This is a genomic window from Gordonia asplenii (assembly GCF_012933505.1).
Classification (GTDB): domain Bacteria; phylum Actinomycetota; class Actinomycetes; order Mycobacteriales; family Mycobacteriaceae; genus Gordonia; species Gordonia asplenii.
The window spans coordinates 124095-150418 of sequence record NZ_JABBNB010000007.1 but is presented as its reverse complement, the minus strand read 5'-3'; the positions used below and the strand labels follow the sequence as shown (position 1 = coordinate 150418).

At 67.3% G+C, this 26324-nt stretch carries 23 protein-coding genes; 19 read left to right on the top strand and 4 right to left on the bottom strand.

Annotation, left to right across the window (positions count from 1 at the left end):
• The first annotated feature begins 4 nt into the window (after window positions 1-4).
• Window positions 5-2344, top strand: coding sequence for an ABC transporter permease (locus HH308_RS08835; protein ID WP_170193819.1), 2340 nt, complete (start codon window positions 5-7; stop codon window positions 2342-2344).
• A gap of 157 nt (window positions 2345-2501) precedes the next feature.
• Here the strand turns inward: HH308_RS08835 and HH308_RS08830 are convergent, their stop codons facing one another.
• Entirely contained in the window at window positions 2502-2993 is a 492-nt protein-coding gene (locus tag HH308_RS08830; protein ID WP_170193818.1) for a MarR family winged helix-turn-helix transcriptional regulator, read from the bottom strand.
• 233 nt (window positions 2994-3226) lie between these two features.
• Between HH308_RS08830 and HH308_RS08825 the strand changes: the two genes are divergently transcribed.
• The 5 genes from HH308_RS08825 to HH308_RS08805 all read left to right on the top strand — a co-directional run bounded on the left by HH308_RS08825 (window position 3227) and on the right by HH308_RS08805 (window position 7934).
• On the top strand, window positions 3227-4810 hold the full coding sequence (locus HH308_RS08825; RefSeq protein WP_312870486.1) for a chloride channel protein: 1584 nt from the start codon (window positions 3227-3229) through the stop codon (window positions 4808-4810).
• 287 nt (window positions 4811-5097) lie between these two features.
• Window positions 5098-5538, top strand: a complete 441-nt coding sequence (locus HH308_RS08820; RefSeq protein WP_170193817.1) for a hypothetical protein — start codon at window positions 5098-5100, stop codon at window positions 5536-5538.
• 141 nt (window positions 5539-5679) lie between these two features.
• The gene (locus tag HH308_RS30670; RefSeq protein ID WP_170193816.1) at window positions 5680-5847 is read left to right on the top strand and encodes a GmrSD restriction endonuclease domain-containing protein; all 168 of its coding nucleotides are present in this window, start codon (window positions 5680-5682) and stop codon (window positions 5845-5847) included.
• 444 nt (window positions 5848-6291) lie between these two features.
• On the top strand, window positions 6292-6936 hold the full coding sequence (locus tag HH308_RS08810; RefSeq protein ID WP_170193815.1) for a HEAT repeat domain-containing protein: 645 nt from the start codon (window positions 6292-6294) through the stop codon (window positions 6934-6936).
• 2 nt (window positions 6937-6938) lie between these two features.
• Window positions 6939-7934, top strand: a complete 996-nt coding sequence (locus tag HH308_RS08805) for a MerR family transcriptional regulator (protein ID WP_170193814.1) — start codon at window positions 6939-6941, stop codon at window positions 7932-7934.
• 4 nt (window positions 7935-7938) lie between these two features.
• On the opposite strand, the gene HH308_RS08800 is transcribed toward HH308_RS08805, so the two are convergent.
• Together HH308_RS08800 and HH308_RS08795 are read right to left on the bottom strand one after the other, a co-directional pair.
• On the bottom strand, window positions 7939-8631 hold the full coding sequence (locus HH308_RS08800) for an LpqN/LpqT family lipoprotein (RefSeq protein WP_170193813.1): 693 nt from the start codon (window positions 8629-8631) through the stop codon (window positions 7939-7941).
• 22 nt (window positions 8632-8653) lie between these two features.
• Complete coding sequence (locus tag HH308_RS08795) at window positions 8654-11950, bottom strand: ATP-binding protein (protein WP_170193812.1); 3297 nt, start codon at window positions 11948-11950, stop codon at window positions 8654-8656.
• Between the two features lie 114 nt (window positions 11951-12064).
• Here HH308_RS08795 and HH308_RS08790 point away from each other — a divergent pair, with 114 nt between their 5' ends.
• The 12 genes from HH308_RS08790 (at window position 12065) to holA (ending at window position 24583) form a co-directional block, all read left to right on the top strand.
• Window positions 12065-12742 (top strand): hemerythrin domain-containing protein, encoded by a 678-nt coding sequence (locus tag HH308_RS08790; RefSeq protein ID WP_170193811.1) that lies wholly within the window; start codon window positions 12065-12067, stop codon window positions 12740-12742.
• 92 nt (window positions 12743-12834) lie between these two features.
• Window positions 12835-14148, top strand: a complete 1314-nt coding sequence (locus HH308_RS08785) for a glutamate-5-semialdehyde dehydrogenase (RefSeq protein ID WP_170193810.1) — start codon at window positions 12835-12837, stop codon at window positions 14146-14148.
• Window positions 14148-15083: an AAA family ATPase gene (locus HH308_RS08780; protein ID WP_170193809.1), complete on the top strand. Its 936-nt coding sequence runs from the start codon at window positions 14148-14150 to the stop codon at window positions 15081-15083. The genes HH308_RS08785 and HH308_RS08780 overlap by 1 nt, the downstream gene beginning before the upstream one ends.
• A gap of 5 nt (window positions 15084-15088) precedes the next feature.
• Window positions 15089-16498 carry a vWA domain-containing protein gene (locus HH308_RS08775; RefSeq protein WP_512698884.1) on the top strand — a complete coding sequence of 470 codons (1410 nt, stop codon included), beginning with the start codon at window positions 15089-15091 and terminating at the stop codon, window positions 16496-16498.
• A gap of 643 nt (window positions 16499-17141) precedes the next feature.
• A complete protein-coding gene (gene nadD, locus HH308_RS08770) occupies window positions 17142-17813 on the top strand; it encodes a nicotinate-nucleotide adenylyltransferase (RefSeq protein ID WP_170193808.1) in 672 nt (223 codons plus the stop codon).
• Between the two features lie 48 nt (window positions 17814-17861).
• Complete coding sequence (rsfS, locus tag HH308_RS08765; RefSeq protein WP_170193807.1) at window positions 17862-18269, top strand: ribosome silencing factor; 408 nt, start codon at window positions 17862-17864, stop codon at window positions 18267-18269.
• Window positions 18266-18964: a histidine phosphatase family protein gene (locus HH308_RS08760; RefSeq protein ID WP_170193806.1), complete on the top strand. Its 699-nt coding sequence runs from the start codon at window positions 18266-18268 to the stop codon at window positions 18962-18964. The genes rsfS and HH308_RS08760 overlap by 4 nt, the downstream gene beginning before the upstream one ends.
• Window positions 18965-18997: 33 nt before the next feature.
• Entirely contained in the window at window positions 18998-19762 is a 765-nt protein-coding gene (gene octT / locus HH308_RS08755) for a diglucosylglycerate octanoyltransferase (protein WP_170193805.1), read from the top strand.
• 9 nt (window positions 19763-19771) lie between these two features.
• Entirely contained in the window at window positions 19772-20620 is an 849-nt protein-coding gene (locus HH308_RS08750; RefSeq protein ID WP_170193804.1) for a DegV family protein, read from the top strand.
• A 352-nt stretch (window positions 20621-20972) separates the two neighbouring features.
• On the top strand, window positions 20973-22100 hold the full coding sequence (locus HH308_RS08745; protein ID WP_246284416.1) for a ComEA family DNA-binding protein: 1128 nt from the start codon (window positions 20973-20975) through the stop codon (window positions 22098-22100).
• 19 nt (window positions 22101-22119) lie between these two features.
• Window positions 22120-23748: a ComEC/Rec2 family competence protein gene (locus HH308_RS08740; RefSeq protein WP_246284414.1), complete on the top strand. Its 1629-nt coding sequence runs from the start codon at window positions 22120-22122 to the stop codon at window positions 23746-23748.
• Window positions 23630-24583, top strand: coding sequence for a DNA polymerase III subunit delta (holA, locus tag HH308_RS08735; RefSeq protein WP_246284412.1), 954 nt, complete (start codon window positions 23630-23632; stop codon window positions 24581-24583). Before HH308_RS08740 ends, holA begins: the two co-directional genes overlap by 119 nt.
• A gap of 141 nt (window positions 24584-24724) precedes the next feature.
• Here holA and rpsT read toward each other — a convergent pair whose 3' ends face one another.
• Window positions 24725-24985: a 30S ribosomal protein S20 gene (rpsT, locus tag HH308_RS08730; protein WP_170193802.1), complete on the bottom strand. Its 261-nt coding sequence runs from the start codon at window positions 24983-24985 to the stop codon at window positions 24725-24727.
• Between the two features lie 179 nt (window positions 24986-25164).
• Between rpsT and HH308_RS08725 the strand changes: the two genes are divergently transcribed.
• Window positions 25165-26283: a sulfotransferase family protein gene (locus HH308_RS08725; protein WP_170193801.1), complete on the top strand. Its 1119-nt coding sequence runs from the start codon at window positions 25165-25167 to the stop codon at window positions 26281-26283.
• Window positions 26284-26324 lie beyond the last annotated feature (41 nt).

The window sequence follows — 26324 nt, the reverse complement described above, 5'->3', positions numbered from 1 at the left end:
AGCCATGATGCGCTCGATCATGTACCGAAAGTTGCTGCGGGAGCTGCGACGTCGTGCGGCCCAGACAGCCGCGATCGCCGGTACCGCTATGCTCGGTGTGTTGCTTTTCGTGGCGAGTTACGACTCGTACCAGAACTTGAAGGCGTCCTACGCGCAGTCCTACGACCGAATGCACTTCGCTGATCTGACCGCGATCGGCGGCAATCCCGATGCGATCGCGCGTGTGGCGCGTGCAGCGCACGGAGTGGTCCGCGTGTCCACCCGCGTTCAGGCGGATGTGCCGATGACTATCGGCGGCGCGAAACTCGTCGGACGGGTCGTCGGATTCTCGGGGACTGCGCAGAGCGCGGTCAACGGATTCGATGTCACTGCGGGCAGGGTGCCGGACGGTCCGGGGCAAGTCGCCGTCGAGGTGCATACTGCCGACACGTTTCACCTGTCGCCGGGCGACACGATCCAGGTGTTCGACGGCACCGCGGCACATTCGGTGCGAATCTCGGGGGTGGTGCAGTCGCCGGAGTACCTGTGGCCCGCCCGAGACCGGCAGAACGTGCTGGGTGACCCGCACGCGTTCGCAGTCGCCTTCGCGATCGAACCGGTAGCTCAAAATCTCGTCGGCACGAACAGTCCGAATCAAACCTTGATCGAATTGCACGGTGATCCCTCGGCCGACGAGCTCGCGACCCTGTCAGGCACGTTACATCGTGCCGGTGCTGTCGACGTTCAGACCCGCGACGACCAGCCGTCGGATGCGGCGCTCTCCGAGGACGTCAACGGCTTCTCCGAACTGGCAGTCGGCTTCCCGGCATTGTTTCTCGCTGCTGCGGCTATTGCCGAATACATCCTGATCACCCGGTTGGTGTATAGCGAACGTCCGATCATCGGCACGCTCCTCGCGGTTGGCGCTCGTCGCGGCGCGATCATGCGGCATTACCTGTCTTACGGCGTGGTGGTCGCCGGGTGCGGCGGAATTCTGGGCGTCGTCGCGGGCGCGGCGGCCACCTCCGTCGTCACCCGGGCGTACACCGGAGCTCTCGCGGTGCCGGACACCGTCGTCGAGTACCGGTGGGGCACCGCACTTATCGGTCTTGCGCTGGCCGCCGCGACCGGGCTGGTGTCGACCGTCGCACCGGCGATGTGGGCCTCCCGAATGTCGCCCGCGCAAGCAATGCGTGGCGACGGTGATGCACTCAGAGCTGTCCGGTCGGCGTCACACCCGAGGCCGGCGTGGCATCGAGTGCCAGTATCGGTGCGCATGGCGCTACGGTCGCTGGTGCGGAGTCGGCGACGTACCTTGGCGACGATGTTCGGCGCGGTGCTGTCTCTGGTGCTCATCCTCGTCTCCATGGGGATGATGACGAGCATGCTCGCAGCCATCGACGTCCAGTTCGACCAGGTCCAGCGCGAAGACGCGACCGTCCTCACCGCATCGGGGGCGAGCGATCTCTCTGGACAGCTGACCTCGCTGAAGGGAGTCGCCGCGGCTGAACCCGCGACGCTGACCCGGGTGACCGTCGCCGCCAACGGGATCAGTTACACCACCGACCTGACCGGACTCGAGCCGCACACCACCATGCACGGATTCGTGCGCTCGAACGGGGTGGCAGGTCTCCCGGACGACGGCGTGCTCGCCGGATCGGCCATCGCGTCCAAACTGCACGTCAAGGTCGGCGACCGAGTGACAGTCACGTCTGCGGCAGGAACCGCCCATCAGGTCCGTCTAGCCGGTCTGGTGGACGAGCCGCTGGGCTCCGGGATGTACGCGACGAATGCGACTGTGCGGGCAGTCGGCGGCCGCAGCACAAGCGCGGAGCTGCTGCGATTCGATGCTGGTGCCGACCATGAGGCGCTACGTGCTGCAATCACAGCAATGCCCGGTGTCGTCGCCTACGTCGACACCGACGCCGTGCACGACCAACTCGACTCGTTCCTCGGCCTGTTCTGGATATTCATCGGTGTGATGTTGATGCTCGGTGCGATCCTCGCTTTCACCGTCATCTACGTCACGATGACCGTGAACCTCTCCGAACGCACACCTGAACTCGCGACGTTGCGTGCCGCGGGAGTCTCGACGCGACGCCTTACCGCCGCCCTCGCCGCGGAGAACCTGGTGGCTACTCTGGCGGCGGTCCCGATCGGGCTCGGTGCCGGGGTCGGCGCAGCGTGGTTCTTCCTGCGCTCTTTCGACAGCGATCTGTTCACGATGAAACTGTCCTTGGGATGGGTGCCGTTGACGCTGGCGGCAGCCGCAGTGCTCGGCGCTGCTGGACTGTCCCAATTGCCGGCGGTGCGCATAGTTCAACGCATTGACATGGCGCGTGCTATCCGCGAGCGCTCGCAGTGACCTTCCGCACAGGTGACTGTGCCGCTCGGCCGATGTACTTCGCGATCGTCGACTGATATTTGCGTTGTCGGTCGAGGTTTCGTCGTCCTCGATTCGACGGTCCATGCGCAAGACTCCACGACGATGTGAATCGCTCGAGTTCACTGGCAGGTACGTGTCACTGCCATCCGTCAACCGGTGCGGATACCGCCGGTTCGCCGCCGGCCATGCTGAACGCCGTCAGCGCGCGAACCAGGTCGGCGCGCTGCTCGACGTCGAGCCCTCGGATGACATGTCCGATTTCGCGACGGCGGCGGGCTGTCACCTCGGCCACGGTCGTACGGCCCCTGGCTGTCAGCTCGACAGTGAGTTCACGCCGGTTGCGTGGGCTCGGCACCCGTACGACCAGGTCCGCATGGGACAGCCGATCAGCCATTCGGGTAGCCGTCGACGGCTGCACCGACAGCTTCTGTGCGAGTGACGCGAGATTCATCGGACCGCTGGTGTCGAGGAGAACGAGCACCCGAAACTGGGTGATGGTGATCGAATCATCGACTTCCGCTATCGATTTCGCCGACAGCGCCACCAGCAGCCGTGACGCGGTCAAGACTGCGTCGGCGACGTCGTCGACGCCGACTTCAGTCGTTTCCGCAGCCTGCGAGCCCCTCATCACCACACCCCGAACGTACCCCACGGGTAGATTGCTATCAGCAACTATTGCATACTGCAATGGTGGGAATCGCTGGAGAATCCTGGTCCGCCGCGCTCATGCCGCGACACACCTCGCTACTCCGGTGGCTGCGGGAATCGCCACCCGGTGTGGTGCCCACCGCCGTGGCCGTGGGAGCCTTCGTCGGAGCGGCCGCAGTCGGCTTCCGATGACTGATCGTCGCGGTCACCACTGTGTTCACCGGCTTTCCCGACTTCTCCGGCCAGGGCCGGGTGGGGCATGCGGGGTTACCAGGCGTCGGGTTCTGGTTTGTGATCATCGCTCCGGTCATCGCGGGACTGATCTATGGGCCGCTGGTCGCGTGGCTCGCCCCCGAGGCACGCGGGCATGGGGTGCCCGAGGTCATGTTCGCCGTCGCCGAGCGCGGGGGCCACATCCCCGCCCGGATCCCCGCCGTCAAATCCCTGGCATCGGCGCTGTGCATCGGCGGCGGCGGATCAGTCGGCCGAGAAGGGCCGATCGTGCAGATCGGGGCCGCATTGGGGTCGACCGCGGCGCAGATCTTACGAATGGGCAGCACTCGGATGCGAGTACTGGTCGCGTGCGGCGCCGCTGCCGGGATCTCCGCCACGTTCAACGCACCGCTGGCGGGCCCATTCTTCGCGATGGAACTGATTCTGCGCGACTTCGCCGCTGAGTCGTTCGGCGCGGTGGTGTTGGCCAGTGTCACCGCGAGCGTCGTCGGCCGCACACTGCTGGGAAATGCTCCGTTTCTGGTACTACCGGCACTGGTCCCGCGTGGGGGAGTGGAATACCTGCTGTTTGCCGTGGTCGGGGCGCTCATCGGCGTGGTGGGGGTGGGCTTTTCCAAGGCGTTGTATCTGATCGAGGACTTGTGTGACTGGGCGTGGCGGGGTCCTCAGTGGCTGCGGCCCGCGGTCGGCGGGTTGCTACTGGGCGGCGTGTTGTGGCTTCTGCCGCAGCTCTACGGCGTCGGATACCCGGTCTTGGAGAACGCGATCGCCGGACGATATACGATCGCGCTGCTCGTGGCGCTGATGGTCGGGAAGATCGTGGCGACCAGTTTGACGATCGGGATCGGCGGATCAGGCGGTGTCTTCGCGCCGACGCTGTTCATCGGTGCGGTCTCGGGCAGCGCGGCCGGTGCCATGATCCACCATTGGCTGCCGACCGCCACCACGACACCCGGCGCCTACGGGCTGATCGGCATGGGTGCCGCTCTAGCCGGCGCCACTCGAGCACCCATCACGGCTGTGATCATTCTGTTCGAACTCACCGGCCAGTATTCGATCATTCTTCCGCTCATGGCCGCGGTCGTTCTTGCGGCCGGCGTGAGCCACCTGCTCAGTTCAGACACCATCTACACCGGCAAACTCACCCGGCGCGGCGTCACCCTCGCCAAACCATCGACCGATCGCACTGTCGCCGACATCGTAGGAGCATGCCCGGTACCGTTGCCAGAGACCGCCTCGCTGCAGACCGCCGCACAGCGCTTACGGGCGAGCGCTTCCGGCGCGCTGCCCGTCGTCGACGCGGCCGGTACCTACCTGGGAACGTTGAGTACCCCTGATCTCGCTGACGCGCTCGCAGGATCCAACCCGCCCACAACCATCGCCGAACTGGTCGTCCTTCCACCAACAGTCCGTGCCGCCTCGTCGATCCGTGACGCTCTCGACGCTCTCGACACCGCGCCCACCAGCGGTGTCCCCGTCCTGTCCGACGATGGCACCCGGATCGTCGGCTGGCTTACGCACCGAGACATCCTCGCCGCGCATGCGGACGGAAGCACCGCGTGAACGCCCCGCCGCCGCACTGGCCGCAGGTTCTGACTCACTGGTCGATAGCGCCGGTCGGGACGATCCTGATCGTTGTGGCCACCATCGCATACGGCTATGGCGTGCATCGGCTGCGCAGTCGTGGCGGGCGCTGGCCCGTGAGTTGCCAATTGTCGTGGCCTGCAGTGTCGTCGTTTTCATCGTCAGCCGCCGGTCACAGATGGCAACGTCGGCTGGTCTCACCGCGTACAACACCGAATTCGCCGCAGTGCTCGGCATTAGCGCCCACCCGAAATAGGAGCCATCCGATGCCGATCACGCACCTCGACCGCCCCGTTCGCGTCGGTCTGCGGGTAGTCATCGCCGCGCTCGCTGCCGCGTGCACACTCGCCGCGTGTACCACCTCAAGTAGCGATAGCCATTCGTCCATCAACGCGCAGTCGCTGATACTTGACCCCGCCAGCGTCATGGACATCATCGGCGCGTATCAACGAGCGGGCCTGCCTGCCACGGCGCCCCACGACGTCACCGCGACCACGTGCGAGACTGGTCAGGATCACTGCCGCGGCGCTGCAGCTACCGACGAAACCCTCGTCATCAAGTTCGACGCCACGAGCGACGCCACGGCCTACAGCCAACAGCACCCGGGCACATTCCAAATCGAAGACATTGCGGTCGTCTTCGCACCGTCGGTGAGTCCACCCGACCGCGCTCGATACGCCAGCATCACCACTCTTGCGGTCGAATAGCTCGGAGTACTCCGCCGAACTCGCGTGCGACCGCGAGGGCGATGTTGTTCGACTGCGGTAAGCGATAAACGGCAGAGCAATCGTCACACTGAGACCCGCTCGGCTGGCCTGGCGGGCAGGGATCTGGCTTCCGATGTTTCGATGGCATTGTTGCGGGGCCGCAATTCGTCTGCGGTGCAGATCGATCACATCGTGCCGCTGTCCTACGCGTGGGACATGGGTGCGAGTGGCTGGTCGGCGTCGCAACGGGCTGATCTGGCCAACGATCCGGCGAACGATTGCTGTCGACGGAGCGTCGAACATGGATAAGAGCGATCAGGAACCGCGGGATGCCGCCGGCGCCGGGGTTTCATAGCCAGTATGCAACGCAGTTCGTCACGATCTTGATCGCCTACCGGCTGTACCTGGACGCGCCGTCGCGGGACGTCTTGGCTGCGTCATTGTCGGGGTGTTAGGCCGAGTGCTCGACTGAGGTTCCACTGCTGGTGACGCGTTGAGCTACCCTGCCCGCTGGTTGAGCGAGGCGAAGCCGAGTCGAAACCCGGGCATGGCGCGCGAGTTTGATTGTGTCACGTGGTTTCGACACGGGCCTCCGCTTGCGCTCCGGCCCGGCTCAACCGTCGGTTGGGTCTGCGCTTGCGCTCCGGCCCGGCCCAACCAGCAGGAATCGGTGTTGATCGGTCGCTTGCCCGCCGACACTTGACCTTGACACTGTGACAACCAGTTGAGTGGTCGGTGAAGGAGGTGTTCACCATGAACCCATCGAACCACCGACACATCGTCGACGCCCTTACGGCGCCGAGCGCCTCGATCCGGCTGCGCGGCGCGCTCGCGGCGGGCACCACGCCCGACGTCGCGTTCGCTGACCTTCTCGTCGCCCGGTGTGGCGTCGAGCCGGACTTCTTCGTCCGTGACATGCTGACGTGGGCGCTGTGCAGGCTGCCCGCCGACGTCGTCGTACCCAAGGTGCTTGCCGAGCTGACTGCACCGACGACGCAGGCGCGCAGCCAGGCACTGCACACCCTGTCCAAGATCGGCGACGCCCGCGGCTGGCCCGCGGTATCGGCGATGGTGCACGACGCCGACGACGACGTTGCCCGGGCCGCGTGGCGGGCCGCCGTCGCGCTGGTCCCGCCCGCCGCCGAGGCGGAGTTGGCGAGGAACCTGGCGGCGGAGTTGGGAAGAGGAGACCGGGAGATGGCGCTGAGTTTGAGCCGTGCGCTCGTCGCGCTCGGCGAGTCCGTCGTCGAAGTACTCGATGCCGCCGTGCAGAGCCCGAACGACGCGGTGCGCGCCCATGCCGTTGCGACGCAACACCTCTGGGCCGATCCCGACAGCGGGTTCAGTCTCGCGACCGACTACGCGACCCGCGTGGCCGTCACCGGGCGCGGAGACTGACGATGTTGATCGGCGACGTCGCGCGCAGAACCGGGGTGAGCGCCCGAATGCTGCGCCACTACGACCGCGTCGGGCTGGTCCAACCGACGGGCCGGACGTCGGGCGGCTACCGCGAGTATTCCGCCGCCGACATCCGCAGGCTCTTCCACGTGGAGAGCCTGCGGACGCTCGGACTGTCGCTCGCCGATGTCAAACGCGCTCTCGACGAATCCGACTTCGCTCCAACCGAACTCGTCGCCGAGCTGATCGAGCACACGAAGGCCCGCATCGCCGCCGAACAGGAACTACTGGCCAACCTCGAACGCGTCGATGCCGCCGCGCCCGCCGCCTGGGACGACGTACTGCGGATGATCGGGCTATTGCGAGCCCTCGATTCGGATTCGGCCGGCCGTCGCCAACAAGCGGTGCTGACCGCCGACGATCCGACGGTGCTGCCGCCCGACGAACTGGTGGCGGCGTTGCTCACCGAGGATGATCAGAACGTCGCCGGCGCGCTTCGATGGGCTCTCGCGCGAGTTCCCGGCCATGGAATCGATTCTCTCGCAACCGGTCTCGCGTCGCCCGACGTCGACATTCGACGCCGCGCCTTCGTCGCACTCGAGGGACTGCCCGGTGAGCGCGCGCTCGAGCTGCTGGCCCGCGCGCTGCACGACACCGATCCCGACGTCGTACAACGCGCGGCCTTATCGCTGGGGCGCAGCGGAATCGACGCCGCCGTGCCGAGCTTGCTGGCGATGGTCGTCGATGGTGAGCGTGACGTCGAAGCCGCCGAAGTCCTCGGCGCGCTTGCGGAATCGTCGGGGTCGGAGCAGATCACCGAACTCGTCGCAGTGGCGCTCGCCGATTCGCCGAGTCGAGCGGTCCGGCTACGGATCACCCAGGCGTTAGCGGAGATTCCCGGCCGGGCCGCAGCGTCGGCACTCGGCGAATTGAGCAACGACGCCGATCCGGTGATCGCCGCGACGGCGGCCGGGATTCTGAGATCCCACGAGAGGTGAACGCTCACAACTGAATTGTCAGCCCCTTGTCGATCGCGCGGGCCGCGGCCTTCACGATGTCGATCTGCGACGCCGCGCCGGTGATGTTGATCTGGACGAGATAGGCGGTGTTCGTCCCGGGAAGGATCAACGTCGATTGGCCGACGACGGTGTCGGCACCGTCGAGCCGATAGGTGCCGGCGATCTTGTACGCCTGGTATCCGGCGAGCTTCTCGACGCCGGGTTTGCCGATCGGAGCGAAACCCTCCAGATTGTGGAGCTCGCCCGGAGCAGCCGCGAGGATCTTGTCGGGATCGATGACGCGGCCGGTCAACTTCGACACGAAGACCACGACATTGGGACTGTAGTCGGTGGCGGCGATTCCCGGGGTGTACTTGAGTGCCCGGTAGGTGCCGGCGGGGGCCTGTCTGGTGGCCTCGACCCAACCCGGCAGCTCCGGCAGCACGATCCGCGGCGCCGTCGAATCCCCTTGTTTCACCGCCACTTCGGCGATATCCGTGTCGCGCACGTAGTCGGCGATCGTGTAGTGCGTGCCAGGCGTCGACGCCGGACTCGACGGAGTGGGATGTTGGGTCGTCACCGAGCGCGATGCCGCGGCGTCGTCGACGGTGGTCTGGCTGCACGCGCTCAGTGTGACGACGGCGGCGCAGGTGAGCGCGGTGGCGGAGAGGGATCGGAACAATGCGATGAGAGTCATGGTGAGACCCTCGCGCGCGGTACTAGTGAACGACTTGCAGACGACTGCGCGCCGTATTCGCCCACGCCTCGTTTCCGCAGCGCAGCGCCAGTTCTACAGCCGACGCGTAGAACGTCGCCGCGCGTCGCCGATCGCCGAGCAACGAGCACAGATCGCCGAGCACCGTGTCGACCGGCCCCACCGCGTAGCAGCCGGTGTTCGCGCCGCCGATCTGTCCCGAATAGCGGAGCAGATCGTCGAACAATCCTGCCGCCTCCCGCCTTTCGCCCAACGCGGCCACCGCGATACCCCGCGTGGTCAGCAGCAGAGAGTGGAAGAAGTCCTTGCGGACCGGGCGTACACCGCGGCGCTGTGCCCGAGCCTCGTCCGCTCGACCGGCCTCGAGCAGGGCGAGCGCAATCGGATCTTTGAGCACGTCGCGAGCGCTGGAATCGATCGAGGTCAAGGTCGAGACGTACTGGGCCACATCGCCCGTCGACAATCCCACGCTGAACATCGCCAATGCGGTCATACCCGCGCCGTCGGCGAGTGCCTGCTGCTCGAATACCGCGTAGGCCTCGCGGTAACGCTGCATCGATGCCGCGAAATCGCCGCGCGCGTGTGCGAGCATTCCGTGGATCAGCAGATTCGACGCCCGGGCCTGCCCCCACCGGAACTTCCTCACCAGGTCGTCCATCTCGGCGAGATGGATTGTTGCAGAGTCCAGCTCGCCCCGGGCACCGTGCAACTGCACGTGTCCGAAGTGCCCGATCAGTGCGAACACCTCCTGCCCGCTGTCGTAGCCGAGGGTGATGAGTTCGTCGGCCATCGCGGCGCGCTCGGCGTCGGGCGTCAGGTGGTGGGGCAGCATCAGGTATGCGTTGATGCCGAGGCCGCGCACATTCGGATCACAGCTGTGCGCCGACAGGTCCGCGACTTCCCGCGCCGCGCTGACGGCGCGTTCTTCATGCTCCCCGTACACCTCGTCGACGAGCACCGCGAGTAGCCGGCACCGATCATCGACGGCCTCGCCGCGCTCGTCGGCGAGGCATTCTTCGACGGCGGCCACGATGTCGGCGTCGACGAACCCGTAGCGCCGCGTGATCAGCGGGGTGGGCAGACTCCATGCGGTCACGGCGGGGACGACCAGCTCGGGACGGTTGGACGTCTGCGCCAATCGCACTGCGCGAAGCCGTGTTTCACGAGACGATTCGGTCAATCCATCGGCCAGCAACGCGCGACTGAGTCGGGCGAGGAGGTCGACGCGCTCGGCGACGTCCACACCGGCGATCCTGGTCAAAGCACGGTCGGCGGCGCGCAGGTTGTCTGCGGCGACGTCGTAGGCGAAGTTGCTGTCCGCGAGATCGGCAGCGGCGACGGCATAGTCGGCGGCGATGCGCGCGTTGTCGATCGTCAGCGCCGCACCGTGGTGATAGGCCAGTGCCGCAACGTCATTCGGATGAACACGCTCGACGGCCGCGGCGATTCGACGATGCCATCGCAGGCGGCGGAACCGGGGGATGTCGTCGACGAGGGTGTCCCGAACGAGCGCGTGAGTGAAGCTCATCGTCGTGTCGCCGACGTCGAGCAGGCCCGCCAGCACGCCGGCGTCGAGGCCGTCGAGGACGGTGTCCTCGTCCACCTCGGCAGCGTGCAGCAGCACATCGAGATCGGCGTGCCGACCGACCAGTGCCGCTAGCCGCAAGACCGACACGGCGATGTCGGGGAGTCGACTAAGCCTGCGCCGCAACACGTCTCGTACTCCGGCGGGCACCGCGGACACCGCCACCAGAGCGCCCTCGCTGCGCAGCAGCCGTGCACTTTCCTTGAGGTAGAACGGATTACCGCCGGTCCGTTCCAACAGCACCTGCATCACTTCGGGTTTCGGTGTCGACGCCGCCTCGGCCTCGACCAACTGCGTCGCGTCCGCGAGCGCCAGTCCCGCGAGGTCGATGCGCAGCGGCGCGGATGCGGCCAGCGACGCGAGCGCCGACTCGAGATGGCGCCCCACCTCGTCGCGGCGATAGGCGACGACGAGCAGGACGGGCGCCTCGCCGGCTACTTCGGTGAGCAGACTCAGCGTCTCCGACTCGGCGCGGTGGACGTCGTCGAGGAACACGGCGACCGGCGCGTCGGCGGCCCGCTCGCGGAGGAAGTCAACGACCTTGCGGTGCAACAGGAACCGGGACATCTCCGCGGACGTCTCGGCGTTGGGTGCGGCATCGTCGGCGCGGGCGAGCAGCGTGGCCAGCGCGTCGTCGGCGACACCGTCGGCACAGAGTGCTCGCAGAGCCTGACTCCACGCCCACGCGGGGGGAGCCCCGTCCGCCTCCGGACAGCGGCCGAAGGCGACCTGCCAGCCGGCGGCGGCGAGGTCGTCGGCGATCTGGGTGAGTAGCGCGGTCTTTCCATCACCGGCCGACCCGGTGACGAGGCACAGGCCCGGTCGGCGGTCAGCTCCGGTGTCGTCGGCGACGGTGCGCACGGCGTCGATCTCGGTGTCGCGGCCCAGGATTCGCGTTCCGGGGCGTCCGCGGGCGGGATCGTCGGCGGTGAGCGTGACCGCGACTGCCGGGCGGACCGCCGTCGCCTCCACCGGAACCCGTTGTGCTAGAACATCGGACTCGAGTGCGACGAGCGCGGGACCGGGGTCGAGGCCCAGCTCGTCGGACAGCATCGCCCGCGCCTCGCGGATGACGCCGAGTGATTCCGCCTGCCGCCCACTCAGATACAGGGCGTGGGCCATGATCCGCCACGCGTCCTCGCGGAGGGGATGGTCTCGGCGCAGGGCGTCGGCGAGCAGTGCCGCGGTGGCGGCGTCACCGCACTCCAGGGTCGCGGCCGCCTGACGTTCCCGAGCCACCGACCGCAGTTCCTCCAGGCGGGCCGACTCCGCCCGCGCCCAGGGGGCGTCGGCGAAGTCGGCGAACGCCGATCCCTGCCAGAGCCCCAGCGCGGCGTCGAGGCGTCGGCGCCGCTCGTGCGGGTCATCGGCGTCGGGGGCACGCAGCGCGGCCTCGAACCGCCACGCGTCGACGTCGTCGACGCCCAGCCGCAGCGCGTAGCCGGGCGCCTGGCTGACCAGCAATGTCGCCGGACTGCGCGGCGGGCGGTCGGGCTCGAGAATGCGACGCAGGTTGGAGACATAGGCCTGTAGCGCACCGAGTGCGCGGCGCGGCGGTTCGCCGTGCCAGAGGTCGTCGGCGAGCTTGTCCACGGAAACGACGTGGCCGTGTGCGATCGTCAGCAGCGCGACGACGGCACGCTGCTTGGGGCCGCCCAGTTCGAGCGCTCCACGCGCATCGGCGGCCGCAAGCGGGCCGAGGACCTGTATGCGCACATTCGGAAGTTTAGAGGTTGCGTGTGCGGTGGTCGGCTCAGCGCATTACAAGTACATCGCAAGTGCCGGCGGCGATGATCGAGTAGTCATTCACCGCTACCTCAGGAGATCGCCATGGCGTCGCCGGACTCGTCCACCCGTCCACAGACCGAAGAAATGGTCATCGTTCACAACGTGTTCCGCAGCAATCTGGAGGCATTGCCCGATCTGATCCGTGCGGTCGCTGACGGCGATCGAGGCCGTGCCGCCGTCCTCACCGGGTGGCTCACCGAGCTGATCACCGGGCTGCATCATCACCACACCGGGGAAGACGAGTTGATGTGGCCGCTGCTGACGAGCCGCGCGCCCGCCGACAACGCGCTGGTCCTGCGGATGGAGGAACAGCACGCCCGGATCGCCGATCTCGTCAGCGTCGTCCACGCGCAGGCCACCGCATTCACCACGAGCGGATCGCGCTCGGCCGGCGCATCGTTGGCGGCGTCGATCACCGAACTCAACGGGGTCCTCGCCGAGCATCTGGGCGAGGAGGAGGCGCGTATCCTGCCGATCGTCGAACAGGTGATGACCCCCGCGGAATGGAAGGTCCTCGCTGACCGCGGCAATGCCTCCATCCCGAAGGATCGTCGACTGACCTTCCTCGGATTCATGCTGTACACGGCGTCGGACTCGCAGCGGACGCTGCTGATGTCACAATTGCCCGCGCCCGCCCGGGTGATGTGGAGGCTGATCGGGAAGCGGTCGTTCGCCAAGGCGTACCAGGAGATCTACGGCGTCGCACCAGCGTGGCGGTAACCGACGCGGCATCGGCCACCGTCAATGCCCGTCGCCGGTGCGCGTTAGCCTAGGAAGGATCTGTTCACGCAGCTTTGCAAGGCGAGGAAACAATGAGCGCACCCACCGTCGGCCCGGACACGGTCGCCGACATCAAAGCCACGGTGACCCAACAGGCCACCGCTGCGCGCGCGGCGTCGCGCGAACTGGCACGACTGTCGACCGCGGACAAGAACGCGGCATTGCTGGCCGTCGCCGAGGCGATCGAAGCGGCGGCGGAGTCGGTGCTCGCAGCCAACGGCCGTGACATCACCCGCGCCGAGGAGGCAGGCACCGAGGCCAGCCTGCTCGACCGGCTGCGGCTGACCGCCGACCGCGTCACCGGCATCGCCGACGGACTACGGCAAGTCGCGTCGCTCGCCGACCCGATCGGCGAGATCGTCGCGGGCAAGACGCTGCCCAATGGGCTGCGCCTGCGTCAGGTGCGGGTACCGCTCGGCGTGGTCGGCATCGTCTACGAGGCCCGCCCGAACGTGACCGTCGACGCCTTCGGCGTCGCCTTCAAGTCGGGTAACGCGGTGCTGCTGCGCGGGTCGTCGTCGGCGGCCGAGTCCAACGCCGAACTGGTTCGCATCATCCGCGCGACGCTGACCGGGCGCGGTATCACCGCTGACGCCGTGGATCTACTGCCCGCCCAGGATCGCTCCAGCGTTACCGCACTGATCACCGCGCGGGGCCTCGTCGACGTCGTGATTCCGCGCGGCGGAGCGGGGCTGATCAACGCCGTCGTCGCCAACGCGACCGTCCCGACCATCGAGACCGGCACCGGAAACTGTCACGTCTATGTTCACGCCGACGCCGACCTCGACGTCGCGACCCGGGTGATCGTCAACTCCAAGACACGTCGTCCGAGTGTCTGCAACACGGCCGAGACCGTCCTGATCGACGCCGCGATCGCCGCTGAGGCGATGCCTCGCATCATCTCCGTGCTGCAGGCCGAGGGCGTCGTCATCCACGGCGACGAGGCTCTGCTGGATTCTGCGCGCTCGCTGGCGCTCCCGGCGCAGGGCATGGTCGCGGCGACCGACGTCGACTGGGGCGACGAGTACCTCTCCCTGGACATCGCGATGAAGACCGTCGAGAACCTCGACGCGGCCGTTGCGCACATCGACCGCTGGGGGACCGGGCACACCGAGGCCATCGTCACACGAGATCTGGCCGCCGCCACCGAATTCACCGACCGCGTCGACGCCGCAGCCGTGATGGTCAACGCCTCGACCGCGTTCACCGACGGCGAGCAGTTCGGTTTCGGCGCCGAAATCGGCATCTCCACGCAGAAGCTGCACGCCCGCGGCCCGATGGGACTGCCCGAATTGACCTCCACCAAGTGGATCGTGTGGGGCGATGGACAGGTTCGGCCCGTCTGATGAGCGATAACACCACCCCTTCGGTCCGCACGCTCCAGACCGCCCCCATCGTCTCCTCGTTCGCCGACATCGGCGATGTCACCACGCGTCTGGAGGCGACCGGCTATCTCGCCGACGACGCGACGTCGACCGCGGCGTTCCTGGCCGATCGCCTCGGCAAGCCGCTGCTGATCGAGGGACCCGCCGGCGTCGGCAAAACCGAACTGGCTCGGGCACTTTCGCTGGCCACCGGCGCCGAGTTGGTCCGCCTGCAATGCTACGAGGGCATCGACGAGGCCCGCGCACTCTACGAGTGGAACCACGCCAAGCAGATCCTCGCCATCCAGGCCAGTGACACTCGCGATTGGTCGGAGACCAAGGCGGACATCTTCTCCGAGGAGTTCCTGTTGCCGAGACCGTTGCTGACGGCGATCTCGCGCACCGAGCCGACCGTGCTGTTGATCGACGAGGTGGACAAGGCCGACGTCGACATCGAGGGCCTCCTGCTGGAGGTGCTCAGCGACTTCGCGGTGAGCATCCCGGAGATGGGCACGGTGGTGGCGACGCGCCGCCCGATCGTGATCCTCACCTCCAACGCGACCCGCGAGCTGTCCGAAGCGCTCAAGCGACGCTGCCTGTATCTGTTCATCGACTTCCCGGATCCGGTGCGGGAGCGGGCGATTCTCGCGTCGCGGGTGCCGGAACTGTCGTCGGCGCTGGCCGCGGAGATCGTGCGGGTGGTCGGAGTGTTGCGCACCTTGGACATCCGCAAGAAGCCGTCGGTCGCCGAGACCATCGACTGGGGAAACACGTTGCTGCAGTTGGGCGCTGACGGCTCCGACGAGAAGCTGGCGTCGGGCAAGCTCGACGACGGGCTCATCGCACGCACCCTCGGCGTCGTACTGAAGCACCGGCCCGACCTCAAGACCGCGCTGACCGAACTCAAACTGGGCTGAGCGTCGTGCCGACCGCCACCCATCCGCTGGCCGAACATCTGACCGGGTTCGTCGAGGAGCTGCGCCGCCGCGGTATGCCGATCGGGCCGTCGCAGCTGATCGACGCCGGACAGGCGGCTGAAGTCCTGGATCTGCTGAACCGCAACAGTTTTCGTGAAGGCCTGGCTGCGACGCTGCTGCGGGATCAAACGCATCGGGTGGTCTTCGACAAGACCTTCGATCTGTGGTTCCCACTCGGCGTCGGAGCACGCAGCGAGGCGACTGCGATACCGCGCGACGCCGACGGTGCCGTGGACATCGCGGCGCTGCGGGAGATGCTCGCGGAGGTGCTCGCCGACGACTCACCGGAGGCGCAGGCGCAGCAGGCCGCGCTTGTGGCGATGATCGTCGACGAGGTGGGATCGTACGAATCGGCTCGGGGACAAGCGTTTTCGGCGTATCAGGCGTTGTCCGCGGTGTCGCCGCAGACGTTGATCGCGGCGATCGCAGCGGCGATGGCGGCCGGCGACGCCCCGGAGGGTGGTCGGGCCGGGACGCAGCCGATGTACCGGCGGGCCGCGGCTGACCGCGTGGCACAGTTCCGGGCCGAGGTGGAAAGCGAGACGCAGCGTCGAATGGCGTTGCGAAACGGTCGGGACCGTGTCGCCGACTACGCGGTGCCCAAGTTGCCCGAGCACATGAACTTCTTGTCGGCGGGAGCGAAAGACCTCGCCGAAATCCGCCGAACGGTCGCGCCGCTGGCGCGACTGTTGGCTTCCCGCTTGGAGATTCGGCGACGTCGGGCCCATCGTGGGGCCGTCGACGTACGAAAGACGTTGCGTGCGTCCATGTCCACCGGCGGCGTGCCGATCAACCTGAGCCATCGCAAACCGCGGCCGGGACGCCCCGAGTTGGTGATCATCTGTGACGTGTCCGGGTCGGTCGCCGGATTCTCGCAATTCACACTGCAACTGGTCTACGCGCTGCGCCAGCAGTTCGCGAAGGTACGGGTGTTCGCGTTCGTCGACACCGTCGACGAGGTCACCGACTACTTCGATCGGGGCAACAGCGACGAGCGCTTCGGCGAGGTGATGACGTCGATGATCACGCAGGCACGGATCAGCACCCGCGACGGACACTCCGACTACGGAAACATGTTGCGCGGATTCACCGACGAATACCTGGACTCGCTGACCCACCGGGGCGCTCTGCTGATCCTCGGCGACGCCCGGAACAACTATCACCACCCGCGCAGCGAAAGCCTGCGCGAGCTGACGGAGAGGGTGCGCCACGCGTACTGGCTCAATCCGGAAGACCGAAGCCAGTGGGGCGTCGGCGATTCCGAGGCCGACGTTTACGCCGACGTCATCGAGATGCACGAATGCCGCACCGCCAACCAACTGGGAAAGGTCATCGCGGACTTGTTGCCGGTGTAGGACGGGGCCGCGCGGTTCGGCTCGCGTCCGTTTGTCGTGGGTTGTTGGTAGTGCTGGCCGTGACTCTCCGCTCGCGGTGGGTTGTTGGTGGTGCTGGGCGTGAGTCTCCGCTCGCGGTGGGTTGTTGGTGGTGCTGGGCGTGAGTCTCCGCTCGCGGTGGGTTGTTGGTGGTGGTGGCTGTGACTCTCCGCTCGCCGAGTGCCGAAGCGAGGAACGAGCTTCGGTGTAACGAGGTGTGGCGACCCGACCGCCGCAACGAGTCGTCGCGCAGGAGTGCCACGAGATCGCGACGCCACCTGTGCGATTTGTGAGTCGTAACGTATCGCCCTTCGCGTCGCGGAATGCCTTCTGTGAGATGGTCTTTCGTCTTGCGTCCCCTCGATACACCGACGCTCGTTCCTCGCGTCGGCACTCGGGGAGCGAGTGGTGGGCCTTGGGAACGAGGGGTGGGCCTTGGGAACGAGGGGGTGGGCCTCGCGTCGGCACTCGGGGAGCGAGGGGTGGGCCTTGCGTCGGCACTCGGGGAGCGGGGTCGGCACTCGGGGAGCGAGGGGTCGGCCTTGCGTCGGTACTTGGAACACAGCGCGCCGGCAGCAGTGGCGGCCACCGACTCCACCAACCCATCCGAGTAGTGTCAGATCTCATGTCAGGAGCCAGACGGCGTCGTATCGGTGTGATGGGTGGGACGTTCGATCCCATCCACAACGGGCACCTCGTCGCCGCGAGCGAAGTGGCCCACCGGTTCAAGCTCGACGAAGTGATCTTCGTGCCCACCGGCCGGCCGTGGCAGAAGGATCAAGCGGAATCGAAGCCCGGACATCGGCCGGTCAGCCCGGCTGAAGACCGTTACCTGATGACGGTGATCGCCACGGCGTCGAATCCGCAGTTCAGCGTGAGCCGGGTCGACATCGAACGCAACGGCGACACCTACACCGTCGATACTCTGCGCGACCTGCGCGCGATCCTGCCCGACGCCGAATTGTTCTTCATCACCGGCGCGGATGCCCTCGAGTCGATTCTGTCGTGGCAGAACTGGGAGGGACTGTTCGAGCTGGCGCATTTCATCGGCGTCAGCAGACCCGGTTACGAACTGAACGCAACACACCTGGCGCAGCACCTGGAAACACTGCCGCCCGATACGCTTCAGATGTTGGAGATTCCGGCGTTGGCGATCTCGTCGACGGACTGTCGTGAGCGTGCCCACGCCGGGCGTCCCGTCTGGTACCTGGTGCCCGACGGCGTCGTGCAGTACATCAATAAAAGACAGCTCTACCGGACACGCCGTGCATCATCGCCGGGCGTGTCAGCACCGTGACGGTGCACCCGCCACCGGCCACCGCGCCGGGCAACTGAAAGGAGTCGCGTGACCGCTGCACCAGAGGCGCAGGAGATGGCGCGGATCGCCGCATTGGCGGCCGCCGACAAACTCGCCCACGAAGTCACCGTCATCGACGTTTCCGAACAACTCGTGATCACCGATGCCTTCGTCATCGGATCCGCCGACAACGAGCGCCAGGTCAACGCCATCGTCGACGAGGTGGAGGACAAACTGCGGCAAGCAGGTCATAAGCCGATCCGCCGCGAAGGCGCGCGTGAAGGTCGCTGGTCCCTGCTCGACTACAACGACATCGTCGTGCACATCTTCCACGCGGACGAACGCGAGTTCTACGCCCTCGAGCGACTGTGGAAGGACTGCCCGGTGATCGACGTCCCCGGGCTCGACGAGGCATCGGCGGCAGCGGCGTCGACTGAGGCAGGAGAACAAGCATGAGCGGCGGACCCGACGAGCACGATTCCAGCGTCGAACGACTGACTCCCGTCGTCCGCCGGCTGATCCTGCTTCGTCACGGACAGACCGACTTCAACGCCGAGAGTCGCATGCAGGGGCAGCTCGACACCGACCTGTCGCCGGTCGGCATGGAGCAGGCCGAGCTCGCGGCGCAGGCGCTGGCCGTTCGGACCCCGCGCGCCATCTGGTCGTCGGATCTCAAGCGTGCCCGGCTCACCGCTGACGCGCTGTCCGCCGCGACCGGCGTGCCGATCACCATCGACGACCGACTGCGCGAAACGTTCCTCGGCGAGTGGCAGGGAAAGACGCACGTCGACGTCGACGCCGCGCTGCCCGGTGCCAGGCGTAAGTGGCGCGACGACGCGTCGTGGTCGCCGCCCGGTGGCGAGAGTCGAGTCAACGTCGCCACCCGCGCGACCCCCGTCGTCGCGGATCTTCTTGCGGTACTTCCCGATTGGGGCTCCGGCGACACACCCGAGGCACCGGTGGTCCTGGTGGCGCACGGTGGTGTGATCGCCGCGATGACCGCATCTCTGCTCGGTCTGCCGCAGGCCAACTGGCCGGTTTTCGGTGGACTGGCCAACACCGGTTGGGTGCAACTGAGCGGGCACAGCTTCGACGGTGAGCCGCCGGTATGGCGCCTGGACGTGTGGAACGCAACGGCGGAGGGCGTGTAGGCGCGTGCACACACACAACCGGGTGGTCCGCGCATGACCGCCGGTCAACCGGTCGACGGGCCGGGCACCATCGTCGTGCTGTCCGACTCGCTCGCGTACTACGGACCCACCGGGGGACTTGCCGCCGACGATCCGACGATCTGGCCGAACATCGTCGGTGCGACGGTGGGCCGCCGCGTCGAACTGTTCGGTCGGATCGGATGGACAACCCGCGACGTCTGGTGGGCGGTGACGCAAGACCCGCGGATCTGGGCCGCGCTGCCGAAGGCCGACGTCCTCGTCTTCGCGATCGGCGGGATGGACAGCCTGCCCTCGCCGCTGCCGACGGCACTGCGCGAACAGATTCGGTACCTCCGGCCGGCCGGTCTGCGGTCGGCAGTCCGCGACGCCTACGCGTGGTTGCAGCCGCGCCTGTCGCCGCTGGGCTGGCCGATGGCGCTGCCGCCGAAGATCACCGTCGAATATCTGGAGAGGGTGCGCGGGGCCGTCGCCCATCTACGTCCCGACCTGCCGATGGTCGTCTGCCTACCGCCGACCCATGCGAGTCCGTATTACGGCGATGTTCATCTCGGACGCGTCCCCACCACGTCCGCGATGCGCCGGTGGGCTGCCGAACATGACCTGGTCACGGTCGATTTCTACCCGACGACGCGAGACGCCTTCGCCGATCCCGAGTCGGGGATGAACCCCGATGGCATTCACTGGGGCACAGCGTGCCACGCGTCGATCGCCGCCGTGACGGCACCCGTCGTGGCGTCGGCGTTGGCTGCGGGAGAAGTCGCCGCGGCGACCGACTAATCTGTACAGGTGCCAGTCGTCGTCGTCACAGATTCTTCCGCCCGGTTACCGCAGTCACTGACCGAGCAGTATCGCATTAAGCAGGTGCCGCTTCATCTCACGCTCGACGGCGTCGACTACCGCGAAGGCATCGACGACATCCCCGCCGACATCATCGACACACCCGGTGTCACGACGTCGGGTGCGATCCCCAACGATCTGGAGACCGCGTTCGGCGAGGCGATCGAGGAGAGCCGAGGTGACGGTGTGGTGGCCGTGCACATGTCGCGCCGGCTGTCGGGGACGTGGAGCAATGCCCGCCTGGCCGCCGAGCAGTACTCGGGACAGGTGCGGGTGGTCGATTCGCGATCGGTCGGATTGGCCGTCGGCTTCGTAGCGTTGGCGGCGGGGCAGGCGTCCGCGGCCGGAGCCGACCGCGACCGCGTTTACGAGGCCGCGATCCGTGAGGCCGCCACCGTCGAATCCCTTCTCGCGGTGCAGAACCTGGACAATCTGCGTAACAGCGGCCGGATGAGCGCCGCGAGCAAACTGCTCGGTTCGGCGCTGTCGATCAAGCCGATACTGCACACCGTCGACGGCTCGCTGGTGCTGCGCGAGCGTCACCGCACCTTCTCCAAGGCGATGGCGAAGATGCTCGACGCCGCCGCCGAGATGTCCACCGACGGCGAAGTGACGGTCGGAGTTCAACACTCGCAGGCCCCCCACCTCGCCGACGAAGTGCTGGAGAAAGTCACCGCGCGGATTCGGAAGGTGACGTCGACGCTGGTGGTCGACCTGGGGCCGGTGCTCGGCTGTCATGTGGGACGCGGAGCGGTCGGTGTGGTGATCGGCTCGGGGTTGACGCCGCTGGGGGAGTAGGCCGCCTGCTGCCTGAGTGTCGAGGCGGAGAGTAGACCGCCCGCTCCCTGAGTGCCGAGACGAGGGGGAGAGCACCCGTTCCGCGTGTGTCGAGGCGGGGAGTAGATCCCCCGCTCCCCGAGTGCCGAGACGAGGAACGAGTCTCGGTGTATCGAGGGGCGGCGAGACGAATTCGTCGACGCAACCACTCCATACGACGACACGGTCAACGATTCGGTGTGATCGGTGGGGCAGATGGTGTTCAGCATGATGCCGACCCGGTACCTATCCACAATCGCGGTTATCCACAACAACGCCGGATTCGACGCCGGTGCGGCCCTATCTGTTGCCGGCCGACCCCTACGGTGTCGGCATGGGGAGGAATGAGCAACTTCGCGATTCGCCGTTGAATCGGTTGGGGAGTCCGACTGGACGGGGCAGTCCTCGTCGACCGCGGACGGTCTCCGACGACGTCGGTGACGCCGACTCGGGCGCGGCACCGCCTGATACCGCACCGCCCGATACGGGCCTCCTCGACGACGAACCGCTCGACGGTGGATCACCACGACCGGTGCCCCGAGCGACGTCGGCGCGCGGCATCGGCTCGCTGCCCGCCTGGCTCGGGGCACAACCCATTCCCGACGAGATGCTGCCGCCCTACCCCGACGACCACGCCTTCGGATTCGACGCCGGCTCCCGTCGGCCTGACGGCGACGTGGACGACAACGCATGGGATTCACCGGCTTCCGACGACGACGCGCTCGACAATCCGGGTCGCCGATCACATCGCGTGCTCCCGGCGCCGCCGGCCGCATTGGCGCTCGTCATCGTGGGAATTCTCGCCGTCGTCGTGGCCGCGGTTCTGTTGGTGCGCAGCGCTCCCGCGGACATCAGTCCCATCTCCTTTCCGTCAACGGCCGGTCCGACGGCCGGCCCGACGTCGGCATCGATGGCGAAACGCGCTGCCGGCCAGTCGGATTCACCCGTTCCGCGATCGGAGGTCGCGCAGCTCGTGATCAGCGTCGTCGGGCTTGTGCATAAGCCGGGGCTGGTGCGCCTGCGTCCACAGGCGCGCGTCGCCGACGCGATCGCGGCCGCCGGAGGAGCTCGGCCGGGTGCAGATCTGTTGTCGCTCAACCTCGCCCGGCCGCTGCACGACGGTGACCAGATCATCGTCGGGCTCAGCGGCGACGGCGGGCGAGCAGCCCTGCGCAGCGCGGTCATCGGCGTCGACGGATCCGGTGGGTCCCCGACGCCGGGTGCTGCCCCGGCTCCCGGCGGTGGGTCGCCGACGCCTGCGGCGACAGCCGGGAAGGTCAATCTGAATACCGCGACCGTCGCCGAACTCGACGCGCTGCCCGGCGTGGGGCCGGTGACCGCTGCCGCGATCATCGACTGGCGCAACCGCAATGGGCGATTCACCTCGGTGGATCAACTCGCCGAAGTCGACGGCATCGGCCCGGGGCGGCTGGCCAAGCTGCGCGACAAAGTCACCGTGTAGCAGAACCGAAGGAAACCTGTTGTCTCCCATCGACTTTCGCCTGATCCCGCCGGCACTCGGCTGCTGGGCGATCACCATCGTCGGGTTGATCACACCGCGGCCGGTGACGGTGGCGGTGGTCATCATCGGCGTGCTGCTATGTCTGGTGATGGTGTACCGCGCCGTCGTCGACGCCGCGCGGTGGCCGGTCGCGGGCGCCGTGATCGCGACCGCGGGGCTGATCGCCGGAGTGGGTGCGGTGTTGTTGTTGCGGATCGACGTGGTCGACCACCACGGGTTGCGAAGTGAGATCGGGCACCGGACGAGTGTGGTGGCAACCGTGTCCGACGATCCGCAATGGTTGTCGCCCAACGGGTCTCGGCTACGTATCAAGGTCTCCGTGCAGGCAGTCGGGCGTGGTGCCGACGGCAGGCCGCGACCGGTGCGCAGTGTGGACGCCGTGGTGTTCGCCAGTGGCAACCTGCGCAGCGAATGGGCACTGGTGTCACCGGGGCAGCGGTTGGAGGCCGTCGTCGCCGTACGGGCGCCGCCGGGGCACGACCTGACGGTGGTGGCGATGAACGCGGCGTCGGAGCCGCGGATGCTCGACTCCGGGCCGTGGTACATGCGTGCGTCGGCGGTCGTGCGATGGCGGTTCGCGCAGGTGGCGCAGCGGGCGCTGCCCGACGATCAGGCCGGGCTGCTGCCGGGGCTGGTCATCGGCGACACGTCGGGCATCGACGACGCCACGCGCGCCGACTTCCGCGCGGCCAGCCTCTCGCACCTCCTCGCGGTGTCTGGGGCCAACTTCGCGTTGGTGACGGGTGCGGCGATCCTTTTGATCAGCGCCCTCGGCGCCGGCCCGCGGGCGACCGCGGTGATCGGGATCGTGGTGATCGTCGGGTTCGTGATCTTGGTGCGGCCGTCGGCGAGTGTCGTCCGCGCTGCCGGGATGGGCGTCGTCGGGGTGCTGGCGTTGGTGGCGTCGAGACGATCGCATGCGATGCCCGCGCTGGCCACCGCGATCATCGTCGCGGTGCTGTGGTGGCCGTCGATGGCGCTCGACGTGGGTTTCGCGATGTCGGTCGCCGCGTCGGGGGCGCTCATTGCGTGGGGCAGTCCGTGGGCGGAATGGCTTCGGGCCCACCGTGTTCCGAACGGACTGGCGCAGGTGCTGGCGATGGCTGCGGTGGCTCAAGTGGTGACCGCACCGCTCGTCGCCATGATCAGCGGACAGTTCAGCGTCGTCGGTGTGCTCGCGAATATTCTGGTCGCGCCGGTCGTCGGGGTGATCAGTGTGTTGGGTGTCGTCGCGGCGGTGGCGGCGTCGTGCGGTGCGATCGGTGAGGTGGCGGCGGAGCTGCTGGCACGGGCGATGGGCCCGGAACTGTGGTGGATGCTGACGTGGGCGCGGGTGCTCGGACGGCAGGGGTGGGCCACGGTGTCGGTGCCCGACGGCCCGACCGGCGCGCTGTTGGTCGCCGGGCTCACCGCAGTCGGCGTCGGCGTTGTCAGAGCGTTCTGGCAGCATAGGTCCGGTGGTAGACCGGTTGCACCTCTTGCTTGGCGACGACGACTTCCTGGCCGGCCGGGTGGTGACGGAGGTGGCCGCGCAGGTCAGCGCGGAAGCGGGGCAGCAGGTGCCGACCACTCGGGTCCGAGCCGGTGATGTGACGGTTCCCGAGTTGGCTGAGTTGCTGAGTCCCTCGCTGTTCGCCGAGGAACGCATCATCGTCGTCGAGGCGGCCGCGGAGGCAGGCAAGGAGCCCGTCTCGATCATCACCGAGACGGCCGGGCAACTGCCCGACGGGGTGACCCTGCTGGTGATGCACAGCGGCGGTGGTCGGGCCAAGGCGATGGTGCCTGCCCTGAAGAAGGTCGGGGCCGTCGAGCACGACTGTGTCGCACCGAAATGGCCGGAGCAGAAGGCGAAGTTCGTGGTCGCCGAATTCCGGAACCTCGGAGTCAAGGTGTCCTCGCCGGTGGCGGAGTTGATCGTGCAGAGCGTCGGCGGCGAGTTGCGCGAGTTGGCGGCCGCATGCAGTCAGCTGGTCGCCGACACCGGCGGCAAAGTCGACGCGAAGGCTGTCACACTCTATTACTCGGGCCGCCCGGAGGTGACGGGCTTCGAGATCGCCGATCAGACGGTGACCGGCAACCTCGCGGGCGCGCGGGAGTCATTGGCGTGGGCCATGCACCACGGCGTGCCGCGGGTACTGCTCGCCGACGCGCTGGCCGAGGCGGTGCACGGCATCGCGCGGGTGCGCTCGATCGGTAACGCCGATCCGTACTCGGCGGCGTCGGAGCTGGGCATGCCGCCGACTCGAGTGAAGAAACTGCAGGCGCAGGCCCGAGCGTGGGATTCGGAGTCGATCGCGCGGGCACTGGTCATCGTCGCCGCGCTGAACGGCGATGTGAAAGGTCAAGCGGCAGACGCGGATTTCGCGCTCGAACACGCGGTCGCGCGGATCGCGGGTCTCCGGCCGGAGCGGAGCCGACGGTAGGGCGAGTGTGGACCGGTTGAGCACTTCGGCCGGTGGCTCGCGGGTGCTCGGCTACCGCCCGACGCCGAAACCCCGGCGACAGCGTGGCGTGTCACCGGGGTTTCGGAAAGACTGAGGTTCGAGAAAGACTCTGGGAAAGCGTCAGAGCTTGTTGACGGCCAGCGCCATCGCCGACTTCTTGTTGGCGGCCTGGTTGGCGTGGATGATGCCCTTCGATGCGGCCTTGTCGAGCTGGCGGCTGGTGCTGGTCAGCAGGGTCTCGGCCTTGTCCTTCTCGCCGGCGTCGACGGCCTCGCGGAAGTTACGGATCGCGGTGCGCAGCGCCGACTTGGCCGACTGGTTGCGACGACGGGCCGCCTCGTTGGTGCGGATCCGCTTAACCTGCGACTTGATGTTTGCCACGCGTTTCTACCCTTTTCATGTTGCTCGTGTTGAGTGTTGCTGATGCGAACCCACACGGAGGATTCCGGGGTTCGGCGGTCAGCGATTCACTTTACCCTGACAGTGCGTGACGCCCAAATCGCCGTCGGCGTCGTCGGGCGGTCGGCGAATTGAGATCAGCGTGATCGTATGGTTGACCCATGTCATCGGTTTATGTGCACATCGGACTGCCCAAGACCGGGACGACGCACCTGCAGGACAGACTCTGGCGTAACCGCGACATCGCGCTGCGCGTCGCTGACCTGCTCTATCCCGGCAACGCCATCGACGACCACTTCCATGCGGCAGTACACCTGCAGCCGGGTCGCTACCTCGACTGGGTTGATCCCGAACACGCGAAGGCGTGGCCGACGATGGTCGCGCAGATGCGTGCGTGGAACGGAAACGCGCTGCTGTCACACGAATTGTTCGCTACCGCGACGGCCGAACAAGTGGGGCAACTCACACGCGACCTGTCCTTCGCGGACGAGATCCACGTTGTGGTGACGGTTCGCGACCTCGGCAGGCAACTGCCGTCGGTGTGGCAGGAGAACGTGAAGAATCAGCGTCGGGCACGCCTGGACGAATTCGTGCAGCGCGTCGCCGCGATCGCCGACGATCCGTCGCTGCCCGTCGGCGAAGAAGGTCCGTTCTGGGAATTCCAGGACTACGTCACCATCCTCAAGCGATGGGAGCAGTACGTACCGGCCGAACGCATCCACATCGTCACGGTCCCGGCGAAGGGTTCGAGCGACTCGCTGTGGGAGCGCTTTCTCCTCGCACTCGGCGTCGACGCCACGCAACTCACCGAAACCGTCCCGACTGCCAACGCGTCGCTGTCGGCGACGCAGACCGAATTCCTCCGGCGCCTTAACGACCGTCTGCAACCGGACAGCATTGACTGGGCCCGCTACGAACGCATCGTCAAAGGGCAGCTCATCGGCGAGATCCTCTTCGCCGACGCCGCCGGGCCGCCGGCGGAACTCGGACCTGCACAACGAGATTGGGCCGCCGCACAGGCGTCGCGCATGATCGGCGCGGTCGCCGACGCCGGATACAGCGTCGTCGGGACCCTCGATGACCTCGATGTCGCAGCCGAATCGTCAGCCTCGACGCATGACGGCCCGACGCAGGACGAAGTGCTGACCGTGGCTCTTGACCTCATCGCCGAGCTGGTCCAGCGGGCTCCGCTGCCGCGAGTACGTCCTCGGTGGGAAACTAAGGCGCGCAACGTCGTTCGCCGCGCACAACGTCGTGTGACAGCCGCCGTGCGCCGATAGCCGACGACCCCGGGGGCGCGGTCACACGTTCGTAATCTGTT